Source organism: Rhodococcus sp. BS-15 (assembly GCF_000813105.1).
Classification (GTDB): Bacteria; Actinomycetota; Actinomycetes; order Mycobacteriales; family Mycobacteriaceae; genus Rhodococcoides.
Map to the genome: position 1 here is coordinate 1 of NZ_BAOX01000169.1, position 10,526 is coordinate 10,526.

Here is a 10,526-nt window from a genome sequence, read left to right on the forward strand (position 1 = left end):
GTCGGGCGCGCGGGAACCGTCGAGTTGGGCCGCGGCCGCAGTGGCTCGCGCCCACACCAACTGGCTATCGCTCCCTGGCTCGCTCGCATGCAGTTGCGTCCACGACGCCTCGAGCCACTGCCGGGTGGGTTCGCCCCGTCGGTCCTCCGGGAGGTAATGCTCGAGGGCGTACGCCACGTTGGCCGTGACCGCCGACAGCAGGCCGATCTTGGGCTCGTTTGGCGCGAATTCGGTTGCGATGTCGATGTACTCGAGCGCAGACATCTCGGCATCGCGGGTGGAGTTCCACAGCGCTGACCACACCAGGCCTCGGGCGAGGGGATCGACGATGCGATCGAGGTGGTTCCGCACGGTGGTAGTCGAGCGCTCGTCGAATCGGATCTTGGCATACGTCAGGTCGTCGTCGTTGAGCAGCACCAGTGCGGCATCGGGAAAGTCGACCGGCGTTCGTGCATCGGTGATGTCGAGTTCTCGGCGGTGGGTTCTCGTCAGATTCCCCGCGTCGTCGAGATCGTAGAGCCCGACGGCGATTCGGTGAGGCCGCGGATCTGTCTGCTCGACGGCATCGCCGGTGTAGCTGAGCGTGGAGACGCCGGTGGTCTGCAGCCATGCTGCAGCCCAGGTGTCGAGGTCGCGTCCGCTCGCTGCGGACATCTCGCTCAGCAGATCCGTCAGTGTGGTGTTACCGAAAGCATGGGTGCGAAAGTAGTTGCGGGACGCGGCGAAGAAGGCATCTGCACCCACGAACGCCCCGAGTTGTTTGAGGACGCTCGCCCCCTTGGCGTAGGTGATGCCGTCGAAGTTGAGCTTCGCGGCCTCGAGGTCGGTGATGTCGGCGACGATCGGGTGAGTGGTCGGGAGCTGGTCCTGCAGGTATGCCCACGCTTTTCGTCGGTTGGCGAAGCTGACCCAGGCATCGGTGAATCGGGTCGCCTCGGCCGACGCGTACGCACCCATGAAGTCCGCGAAGGATTCCTTGAGCCACAGGTCGTCCCACCACTGCATCGTGACGAGGTCACCGAACCACATGTGCGCCATCTCGTGCAGAATCGTGTTTGCTCGGGCCTCGTACTGGGCTTCGGTTGCCGCAGAACGGAATACATACGATTCGGTGAACGTGACGAGGCCTGGGTTCTCCATCGCGCCGAGGTTGTATTCGGGGACGAAGATCTGGTCGTACTTTCCGAACGGGTACGGGTAGTCGAACTTGTCGTGAAAGAAGTCCAGGCCCTGCTTCGTGATGTCGAAGATGTCCTCGGCATCGAAGTATTCGGCGAGCGACGCCCGGCAATACGCGCCGAGAGGGACGGTGAGTTCACCTCTTGTCCAGGACGATTGGACGCGGTGATACGGACCGGCCGCAATCGCGGTGATGTAGGTCGATATCGGCAGGGTGGGAGCGAAGGTGGTGACAGTGTCGGCAGTGACTCCCTCACGGTTCGACAGCACGGTCCACGTCGGTGGAGCCGTCACCGTCAGAGTGAAGGGCGCTTTGAGGTCCGGTTGCTCGAAGTTCGCGAACACCCGGCGTGCATCGGCAGGTTCGTACTGCGTGTAGAGATAGACGTTGTCGTCGACAGGATCGACGAACCGATGCAGTCCTTCACCCGACCGGCTGTACCGTCCGCGCGCGCGAATCCGGACGATGTTGTGCTCGGCGAGCCCCACCATTTGAATCCGTGAGCCGTCGTAATCGACCGCCGCGTCGATGCCGTTGACAGTGACCTCGTCGACCGAGGCACCGATGAAATCGACCCATGTCGCCGCTGTGGTCGCGTCGAATTCGATGGTCGTCACTGTCTCGAAGGTGTCGAGGTCTGCGTCCTCTGCGCGCAGAAGATCCAGGTGAACGCGATAGTTCACCCCGCCGATGTGGCGCGATCGCCTGCGAGTTTCGGTCCGGGTCAGATTCGCGGTGCTCACCGAACCAACCTAGGTGATCGAATCTTCACAGGGTCGGCGCAGTGAAGTAGTGGCGTCCGAGTGGGTCGACGATGTGCAGCACCCCTTCCGGTAGTAGTTCCGTGTGCCAGAGTTTGCGCGTTTTCAGGTTGTGGTGGAGTCGACAGCGCGGGCCGATGTTCGTCGAGATCGTCCACCCCCCTCGCTCCGGATTCTGCCGATCGAACTCGACGACGTGGTCGAGGTCGCACCGGTCCGAAGGCACGTCGCATCCAGGATGCAGGCAGTACGGATGGTCGGCGCGAACTCGCGCCGCGAGTGCCCTGCTCGGCTTGTAGGACAGTGCCCCCGGTGGCGGAACCGTCATGCCTCCGTGACCGTCGGGGTACAACGCGTGCACGCCGAGGGGATTGCTCTCGACGACGGCCCGCCAACGCTCGATCAGCGTCCCTCCTCCTGGTCGCGATCGCTGTGCCTTGTCGGGTGGTGCTGTGTCCCCGGGTGGCGCTGTGGCCGGTGGCGGTTGCCTGATCGGCCGCACCGGCCCCTGTGGCGCGGATTCCGAACTCGCAGTGGATGTCTCGTCGGATCCGGCTGTGTCGCTGGTCGAAGCGTCGGTCGCGCCAGCTGGCTGCGGCTCGTCGGCCTCGGGAATCGCGACGTCACCGCGGGAGGTCAGGCACGATGCGCACTGGCACATAAGTGCCTCGCCACGCATCAACGCATTGTGTGCTTCGCCTCGTCGTTGATCGGGGGATCGAGGATCCTCCGGGTGCAGGCGCGCGATCTCGCCGTCGATCCGTGAAATCTGTTCGTCGCTTCGCCATCGGTCATCACCGTGGTGAGGCTGGACATTCCTCGTGCTCGTCTCCGCAACCGGATTCGCTTCTCCGTGCGCGCAGCACGCTTGCGCACTTCGCGGTCCCAATCCGGATCGGCTTCGGTGAGCAGTCGATCGATCTCGCGCCCCAGAGCGCCCGGTGCCATCTCTCTGGCGGCCTTGAGGACCTCGGCTTCGATGTCGACCACCGTGTTCGGTCGAGCGTGGAGCAAGTGATCGTGAATCGTCCTGACCCGCTCCATGTCGAGTGAACCGTCGACGAATCGACGTTTCACCGATGGCTGCAATCGGCGCCACATCTGCACCTTGTTGTTGACCGACGCGAAGGTGGACGACAGTGCCGCCGCCAGCTCGCAGATCGCCGAGCTGTAGAGATCCTTTTCGGTCACTCCTGTGTCCCACGGCGAGGCGAATGCGGTTCGGCCGCGAACGTAGTCGTCCATGAGCGCCAGTTCCGATGCGGCAGCAGCGTTGATCGTTCTGCGCGCACCGAGAACGTCGGCGAGTGCAGAGTGATCGTCAGCCATCCATGTCGACTCGCGTAGCCCCATGTCACCCCCCAGCGACGAAGGGCCGAACACGTATTCGACCCGTTGCCGAGAAGTGTAGAACCGACCACCGACAAGTTCTGCCGCCCTGGTCGAGGCGCTCAGCGCGAGCGAACGGCCAAGGCGACATCGAGAGCCAGCAGGTAGTGATTGATGTCGATCGCTGCCCGAGAGCCTGCTGCCGCCGAATTGATCAATTGTGCAGGCGAATCCGAGACGTTGCCCGCGGCCCACAGTCCGTCCACGCTGGTGCGGCCGGTCGGGTCGGTTGCTACCCACCCGTTCTCCAGTCGCGCGCAACCGATCCGGGTCAGCAGACCGTCGTTGGGGACGAATGTCGGGCCGACGAAGACGACCGCTCTGGGAACGACGCTGCCGTCGGTGAGTTCGACGCCGGCGACGATGCCGTCTTCCGTGACGAGCCGAGAGACGGGGACGTCCACGATTCCGACCGATCGGGCGTCGAGTCCGATCCGTTCGTCTTCGGTCAGCTCGATCCCGTTGGTGAAGAAGATGACGTCCGAGGACCATTGGCGAATCAGCGAGGCCTGATGGACGGTGAACGGTCGATTCGATCCGCCGATCACGGCAATGGGTTGATCTCGCACCTCGTAGCCGTGGCAGTACGGACAATGCAAGACCCCTGAGCCCCAATGCTCCCGTACGCCCGGAATGTCGGGCAGCTCGTCGCGGAGACCGGTGGCCACCAGTATCGATCGAGAATCCAGAACCGAGCCACTCTCGAGGTGAACCGTGAATCCGTCGTCGATGCGAGTGACATTGTCCTGCACTAGCTCCCCGCCGTAGCGGAGCACTTCCCGGATTCCCTCCTGGCGTAGCTCGTGCGGCGATGCGCCATCACGCGACAGGAAACCGTGAACATGATCGGCAGGCGCATTGCGTGGATGCCCGGCGTCGACCAGGACCACTCGCCGGCGAGCGCGGGCCAACAGTGTTGAGGCACTGAGCCCGGCGGGTCCGCCGCCGACCACCACGGTGTCGTACGTCAAGAGGGCTCCTCGAAGTCGATGGGCTAGAGTCTGAACGTAGCAGGACTGTCAACTGGTTAACAACATTGGTGGTGACGATGACCGACGCATCGCTTCGTGAACTGACCTGCACACGGTGGGCCGAATCCAACCCCGGCCTCGACGCCTCGCCGATGCGGGTGGTTGCCCAGATCAAGCGCATCGTCGCGCTCCTCGAGTTGGCCGTCGAACCAATCTATGCCGAGGCAGGCGTCACGGTCGCCGAGGTCGAACTGATGGTGCCGCTGCGCTACGGCACGGAACCCGTGACGGCGGTGCGGCTGGCGGAGCTACTCGGTATGACTCGCGCCGGAGTCAGCAAGGCGTTGGGGAAGCTCGAGCGCCGCGGATTCCTCGAACGCATGCAGAACGCCGAGGATCGGAGGTCTGCGTCGATCACGTTGACCGACGCGGGCAAAGATGTTGTGGACGAAGTCTTTCCGCGCGAGCTTGCGGCTCACAGCCGATTGTTCGACGCATTGGGTGCGCGACGGGAGCGAGTCCTCGAAGCCCTGAACATATTGGCCGAGTCGATGGAAGACGGTGTGTCCTCGCAGTGATGACTCCGTCGAGCGGTAACGCCGCTACGCTCGGCATCACGTGCAGGGCAACCCCGGAGGCGGCACAGTGAACACCTTCCAGAAATCGGCAGCAGCGTTCAACAAGGTTTTCGTGGTCGTCATGAAGGCACCGGTGCTCGACAGAGTGCTCGGACGGTCGATGGGGATCCTGACCTATACCGGCCGGAAATCCGGCAAGGAGTTCTCACTGCCAGTGGCCTACAGGCGAACGGGCAATCACGTGAAAGTTGCCGTGGCCGTACCGGACAAGAAGAGCTGGTGGCGAAACTTCGAGAGCGACGGCGGTCGGGTCGATGTCGACCTCGCCGGCGTCCATCACTCCGGCCTTGCGTGGCGACTCGTGACGACCGTGGGCGGGTGACTGTCGACATCGACTTGGATCGCTGAGTCCGCGAGACGGCCGATCAGGCCTTGTCGGCATGGACTGCGATGAGTGCCGCCTGAACTCGGTTCCGAGCCCCGGTCGTCCGCAGGATCGACGTGATGTGGACTTTGACCGTGCCCTCGGCCAGATGTAATTCGGCGGCGATGTCAGAGTTGGACATGCCCCGGCCGATCAGCTGTATGACGTCCTGTTCGCGGGTAGTGAGTGCCCGAAAGGCATTCTGCGCCTGTACCTTGCGGTCGAGTCGTGCAACCGCCGAGTCGGTGAGAAGTCTTCGGGCCACAGCGGGTGAGAAGAACGCCCCTCCGTCCGACACGGCTCGGACGGCAAGGATCAGCTCGCGAGGGTCACCGGACTTGAGTACGAACCATCGGCACCGCAGTTCATGGCCTCCGACACGTAGTCGTCCTCACCGAATGTCGTCACGATGAGGCACGGCAAGGTCGAGTTGCCGCGCCGCAGTTCGCGGAGAACCTCGAGTCCGGACAGCTCGGGCATTCGGATATCGAGCAATGCGACGTCGAGCAAGCGTGAGCGTGTCATGTCCAGTGCTTCGCGTCCGGTGGCGGCCTCGCAAACGACGTTCAGATCCGGTTCGGTACCGAGGATCCCGATGATGCCGGCGCGGACGAGTGGTTCGTCGTCGGCGATCAGGATTCGGATCTGTCCCGATCGAGTGCCGTTCACTCCGAGATCAGGCTTACTTCGGACACGGTGTCGCCGTTGTAACAGATGCGATAGCGGTTACCGGACGAGTCCGCGAATCGATCCGCGGTGACGGCATACAAGTGGCACTCACCTGTTCCCCCGGCCTCGCCGGGTAGTTCGTGTTCGGGTAGCACGCCGTCGGCGTCGTCTCGGCTGTTGCCCACGCTGATATTCTGGAAGTCGTCCTCCGACAGTACAGTTCGCCGAGCCTCGAACCAGTTGAAGCTCTCCACGGCCGCCAGCATCGACACGGCGACAAGTGCAGCGCCGACGAGTAGCAGCCGTCCGCGACGCCGGGCTCGCGTGAGACCGGCGATGTCGTCCTCCGGTGACATGTCCATCGGGTCCATCGGCAACGGTCTGTGCGGAATCCGAGCACGGAGATCGAATTCGCCCTCGCTCAGGTCGACCCGTAGGTCGCCTCCGCTGCGGCGCAAAAGATCTGCCGTGGATTGGAGTCCGGTGCCCCGACCGAACTCAGCGGTGTTCTCGACGGGGTTGCGTACGTGCACAGACGAATACGCCCCGTCTCCGGCGATCTCGACGGTGATCGGGAGTCCCGGTGCGTGCTTGCTTGCGTTGGTCAAGGCTTCCTGCAACACTCGAAACAGTGGGTTGTGAGCCGCTTCCGGGAGGTTCGGCACGTCGACCGTGCTCGTCACCTCGACGTCGACGCCAGATTCACGAGCACGCTGGATCAACGCGTCCACGGTGTCGCGGCGAGGCAGGCCCGGTGCTGCTCCGACCCTCAGCGATTCCACCGAGTCGCCCAGCCGTTCCACCGCACGGGCGAGCTGCTTTCGTGCGGTACCCACCGATTCCTGTGCCGAGGGCGTCAGTGTGGAGTCGAGCTCGAGGCGGCCGAGATCGAGGGCTACCAGACTCAGGGAATGCCCGAGGTCGTCGTGCAGGGACTCCGCGAGCTCGAGTCGCTCCTTGGCTCGATCCCGTTCCGCGGCAGCGTTCTACGCTGTCGCGCTGCAGTCAATTCCTCGGCGGCCTGGTTGCGCACCTGCGTGCGGAGTTGCCAGGCGAAGCCGGCCAGCCACGGAACTCCCATGCGTAGCGAGGCGTAGAGAACGTCCCGGGGCAGCTCTGTCCACACACTGCCCCAGGCGACCAGGACTGCAATCAGAACGGACGCGCCCAGAATCCAGGCGACGGCGATGCGTCGGAAGGGGTTCGGGCCAAGCCCGATAATCGCTGCACACACGGCGACGGCCGCAGCGGTCCACGGGCCCGGACTCGGCACGGACGTGAGCGCGACGAGAGCGACGATCATCAGTGCGGTCGCCGCGCGGCAACGTGTGGACGACGCATCGACCGTGTTCATGTCTCACATCCTCGACGATGGGCGCGCCGTCCGACTAGTACCAGGGTCATAGTCAGGTATCGACTTCGGCCAGATCTACCGGGCTTCGACCCTTCGTAGCGTCCTGAGCATGAATTCGAGACGAAGGCCGACCATCAACTCCTACTGCGGTTTTGCCCTCGCAGCGGCTGTACTTCTCTGTCTGTCCGCGCTGACCTTTCCGATCCGCGAGCCACTGTTCCGTTCGGTGGTCCGAATGTCGGACACGGCGTTGCCGCACGCGCTGATTGCGGCAGTGGCCGAGATCGGATTGCTCGTCTCGGTGGCGTCTGCGATTGTCCTCGCAGCTTGGACCTGGTTGCGGGATCGGGAATCGTTCGGGGTGCTGGTCGCGGGCGGCTGCGGGGTGGTGGCCGCCTACCTCGCCAGCGAGGTAGTGAAGGTTCTTGTGGCCCAAGCCCGGCCATGCCGGACAATCGATGTGTCCATCGTCATTGCCTGCCCCGACATCGATGATTGGTCATGGCCGTCCAATCACGCCGTGCTCGCAGCAGCTGTAGCGACGGCCTGCGTCCTGACTGTGCCTCGGAGCGCGTGGGTGGTATGTCCGGCGGCTGTGCTGATCGCGGCCGCAAGGGTGTCGGCCGGAGTCCACTATCCGCACGACGTGCTGGCGGGGCTCGGTTTCGGCATCGTCGTCGTGCTGTCGACGGTGCCACTCCTGCGGCGGCTGCACACCACTCTGTCAATCAAGGTTGACAAGAATCGGGTTGTCAACCTAGATTGACGTCATGACCGAAGCCACCGCACTCGCCGCTGCAGCGAGCAGTCCCGACCCTGCCGAAGGGCTTCGCGCGGTGCTCGCACTGCGTCGCCTGCTCGAACGCCTGGAAGCCGTCCAGGTTCGCAACGCCCGCAACCAGGGATGGCCCTGGCAAGCGATAGCCGACTCTCTCGAGATCAGTAGACAGGCCGTGCACAAGAAGTACGGTGGGAAAGGAAGGTAGACCATGTTCGAAAAGTTCACTGCTGCAGCTCGACTCACCGTGATCGATGCGCAGGAGGTTGCGCGCGAGATGGGAGCGCCTCGCATCTGCGTCGAGCACCTGTTGCTCGCCGCACTGGACGGTGCTGACGAATCACTGAAGACTCGAATGTCGACATTGGGGGTTGCCTCCGATGCCGTTCGCTCGGCATTGCGAGCCGATTCGGCCCTGGGTTCTGAAGACGCACGTGCGCTCGAGTCGATCGGAATTGATCTGAACGCCGTCGTTTCGCAGGTCGACGCCGCATTCGGCGCGGGTGCTCTCGATCGCAACAGCGAACAGACCAGGAAGCATTTGCCATTCGACAAAGCTGCGAAAAGCGCTCTCCGACAGTCGCTGAAAGAAGCAGTTGCACTTCGCGATCGCGAGATCGGAGTCGCTCACGTCCTGCTCGGTGTTTTTGGGCAAGACGAGCTGGCCGCCAGCTCGCTGTTGCCTGTGGGAGTCACTCTGGATGCGGTACGTGCCACGATCTCTACCTCGACGCCATAGCTCTCGGCCGTCTGCGACTCTACGATGGCGCCATGAACTTCTTGATTCGGCTCGTGATCAACGCCGTTGCCATCTGGGTTGCCAAAGAATTCGTGGACGGCATCACTGTCACCAGTTCGGGGCGAGGCGACGGCTGGGACATCGTGGTGCTGCTCGGTATCGCGGCCGTGTTGACGGTCGTCAATGCGTTCATCAAGCCGCTGGTGCAGCTCATGTCGCTGCCGTTGCTGATTCTGACTCTCGGGCTGTTCACTCTCGTGATCAACGCGTTGATGCTGTTGTTGACGGGCTGGCTGTCGTCGCAGACCGGCTACGGTCTCGAGATCGTCGGTTTCGCCGCCGCGTTCTGGGGCGCGATCATCATCTCGATCGTGAACTTCCTGTTGGGCGCGTTCGTGCCCGACAAGCGTTAGGCGAAGGCCAACGCAACGCCGGTGCTCGCGCCCCAGACGAGCATCGCCAGGCCCGAATCGCGCAGCGCCGGAATCAGCTCGAATCCATGAGCTCCCTTGCGTACCGGGGAATTCGCGCGAGCGGCGAAGGGAAGCGCGAGCAGGCCCACCAGTGCCCATGGGGTGCGAGCAATCAGAGCGACGGTCATCGCGAACGGCACCACCAGCAACGCGAGATGCAGGTAGCGAGTGCGGGTGTCGCCCAATCGCACTGCGAGAGTGAGCTTCCCGGATTCGGTGTCGGTGGGGATGTCGCGCAAGTTGTTGGCGACCAGGACTGCACTCGAGAACGATCCGACAGCCACCGCTGCCAACGCTCCCGCCCAGTCGATCTGCTCGGCTTGCACGAACTGGGTGCCGAGAACGGCAACGAGACCGAAGAACACGAACACGGCGATCTCGCCGAAACCACTGTAGCCGTACGGCTTCGAGCCGCCGGTGTAGTACCAGGCGCCGGCGATGCAGACGAGCCCGACGATGACCAGCCACCACGCGCTGGTCGCAGCCAGGACCAGTCCGGCCACTGCGCCGACTGCGAAGCAACCGATGGCGGCCTTCTTGACGGCCCCGGCGGACGCGGCCTTCGAGCCGACCAGTCTCAGGGGCCCGACTCGATCGTCGTCGGTGCCACGGATTCCGTCGGAGTAATCGTTGGCGAAGTTGACGCCGACAATCAGAGCCAGCGAGACGACCAGCGCCAGCAGGGCCTTCCACCACACTCCTCCGTCCACCGACACGGCCGCGCCGGTGCCGACGAGGACGGGGGCGATCGCATTCGGGAGTGTGCGCGGTCGCGCACCTTCGATCCATTGCGCAGTGGTGGCCATGAGCGACGATCTTTCCGTATGTGTCCGACGGGTGAGAACGCGGCCGGTCAGAACGGCAGGCGCGGCAATACCGGCAGCGGGATGACGGGCATCTGGACACCGGGAATCTGTGGCAGGGGCACCGTGGGGGGAGGCGGAGGCGGCGGCGGGTAGTAGTGCGGCTGCTGGTACTGCACGTAGGGCGCTGCATCGGCGGCAGCAGGTGCAGGTGCGGTGGTGGTCGGTGGGGGAGGTGGGATATCGGGGGGGCGGCGACGATGTGGCCGTCGTGGTGCTGGTGGCGGCAGGCGTCGTGGTTTGTGGAACCGACTCACCGACGCTGGCGGGCGTGCTCAGCGGTTGACTCTCGTCGCTGGATCCGAGTGCGGTGAACAGTCCGATCGCGGCGATGACGCCTGCGATCA

The 10,526-nt window shown here is 63.9% G+C and carries 16 protein-coding genes; 7 read left to right on the top strand and 9 right to left on the bottom strand.

Annotated features, from left to right (window positions below):
• From pepN to RHBS_RS17690, 4 genes are all read right to left on the bottom strand, one after another.
• The coding region (pepN, locus tag RHBS_RS17675) for an aminopeptidase N (RefSeq protein ID WP_128646137.1) at positions 1-1,923 on the bottom strand (1,923 nt) is incomplete at its 3' end.
• 25 nt (positions 1,924-1,948) lie between these two features.
• A complete protein-coding gene (locus tag RHBS_RS17680; RefSeq protein WP_128646138.1) occupies positions 1,949-2,620 on the bottom strand; it encodes an HNH endonuclease signature motif containing protein in 672 nt (223 codons plus the stop codon).
• Positions 2,620-3,270: a DUF222 domain-containing protein gene (locus tag RHBS_RS17685; RefSeq protein ID WP_128646139.1), complete on the bottom strand. Its 651-nt coding sequence runs from the start codon at positions 3,268-3,270 to the stop codon at positions 2,620-2,622. Before RHBS_RS17685 ends, RHBS_RS17680 begins: the two co-directional genes overlap by 1 nt.
• Positions 3,271-3,392: 122 nt before the next feature.
• On the bottom strand, positions 3,393-4,301 hold the full coding sequence (locus RHBS_RS17690; RefSeq protein WP_121873444.1) for an NAD(P)/FAD-dependent oxidoreductase: 909 nt from the start codon (positions 4,299-4,301) through the stop codon (positions 3,393-3,395).
• Between the two features lie 77 nt (positions 4,302-4,378).
• Here RHBS_RS17690 and RHBS_RS17695 point away from each other — a divergent pair, with 77 nt between their 5' ends.
• Positions 4,379-4,879: a MarR family winged helix-turn-helix transcriptional regulator gene (locus RHBS_RS17695; protein ID WP_128646140.1), complete on the top strand. Its 501-nt coding sequence runs from the start codon at positions 4,379-4,381 to the stop codon at positions 4,877-4,879.
• A gap of 67 nt (positions 4,880-4,946) precedes the next feature.
• Positions 4,947-5,261 (top strand): nitroreductase/quinone reductase family protein, encoded by a 315-nt coding sequence (locus tag RHBS_RS17700; protein WP_237669349.1) that lies wholly within the window; start codon positions 4,947-4,949, stop codon positions 5,259-5,261.
• A gap of 43 nt (positions 5,262-5,304) precedes the next feature.
• Here RHBS_RS17700 and RHBS_RS29775 read toward each other — a convergent pair whose 3' ends face one another.
• The 4 genes from RHBS_RS29775 to RHBS_RS17715 are packed head-to-tail and all read right to left on the bottom strand — an operon-like array spanning position 5,305 to position 7,326.
• On the bottom strand, positions 5,305-5,601 hold the full coding sequence (locus tag RHBS_RS29775) for a response regulator transcription factor (RefSeq protein WP_236745388.1): 297 nt from the start codon (positions 5,599-5,601) through the stop codon (positions 5,305-5,307).
• A 17-nt stretch (positions 5,602-5,618) separates the two neighbouring features.
• The gene (locus RHBS_RS29780) at positions 5,619-5,972 is read right to left on the bottom strand and encodes a response regulator transcription factor (RefSeq protein ID WP_236745389.1); all 354 of its coding nucleotides are present in this window, start codon (positions 5,970-5,972) and stop codon (positions 5,619-5,621) included.
• Complete coding sequence (locus tag RHBS_RS17710; RefSeq protein WP_128646141.1) at positions 5,969-6,904, bottom strand: sensor histidine kinase; 936 nt, start codon at positions 6,902-6,904, stop codon at positions 5,969-5,971. The genes RHBS_RS29780 and RHBS_RS17710 overlap by 4 nt, the downstream gene beginning before the upstream one ends.
• Entirely contained in the window at positions 6,877-7,326 is a 450-nt protein-coding gene (locus RHBS_RS17715) for a hypothetical protein (RefSeq protein ID WP_128646142.1), read from the bottom strand. Before RHBS_RS17715 ends, RHBS_RS17710 begins: the two co-directional genes overlap by 28 nt.
• A gap of 109 nt (positions 7,327-7,435) precedes the next feature.
• Between RHBS_RS17715 and RHBS_RS17720 the strand changes: the two genes are divergently transcribed.
• The 4 genes from RHBS_RS17720 to RHBS_RS17735 are packed head-to-tail and all read left to right on the top strand — an operon-like array spanning position 7,436 to position 9,256.
• Positions 7,436-8,092, top strand: coding sequence for a phosphatase PAP2 family protein (locus RHBS_RS17720; protein ID WP_128646143.1), 657 nt, complete (start codon positions 7,436-7,438; stop codon positions 8,090-8,092).
• 4 nt (positions 8,093-8,096) lie between these two features.
• Positions 8,097-8,312, top strand: coding sequence for a helix-turn-helix domain-containing protein (locus RHBS_RS17725; protein WP_128646144.1), 216 nt, complete (start codon positions 8,097-8,099; stop codon positions 8,310-8,312).
• A 3-nt stretch (positions 8,313-8,315) separates the two neighbouring features.
• A complete protein-coding gene (locus RHBS_RS17730; RefSeq protein WP_128646145.1) occupies positions 8,316-8,843 on the top strand; it encodes a Clp protease N-terminal domain-containing protein in 528 nt (175 codons plus the stop codon).
• 32 nt (positions 8,844-8,875) lie between these two features.
• Positions 8,876-9,256, top strand: coding sequence for a phage holin family protein (locus tag RHBS_RS17735; RefSeq protein ID WP_037187032.1), 381 nt, complete (start codon positions 8,876-8,878; stop codon positions 9,254-9,256).
• Here RHBS_RS17735 and RHBS_RS17740 read toward each other — a convergent pair.
• Complete coding sequence (locus tag RHBS_RS17740; protein WP_128646146.1) at positions 9,253-10,122, bottom strand: 1,4-dihydroxy-2-naphthoate polyprenyltransferase; 870 nt, start codon at positions 10,120-10,122, stop codon at positions 9,253-9,255. The two genes, RHBS_RS17735 and RHBS_RS17740, sit on opposite strands and share 4 nt — an antisense overlap.
• A 109-nt stretch (positions 10,123-10,231) precedes the next feature.
• On the opposite strand from RHBS_RS17740, the gene RHBS_RS17745 reads away from it, so the two are divergent.
• On the top strand, positions 10,232-10,465 hold the full coding sequence (locus tag RHBS_RS17745; protein ID WP_128646147.1) for a hypothetical protein: 234 nt from the start codon (positions 10,232-10,234) through the stop codon (positions 10,463-10,465).
• The last annotated feature ends 61 nt before the right edge of the window (positions 10,466-10,526 follow it).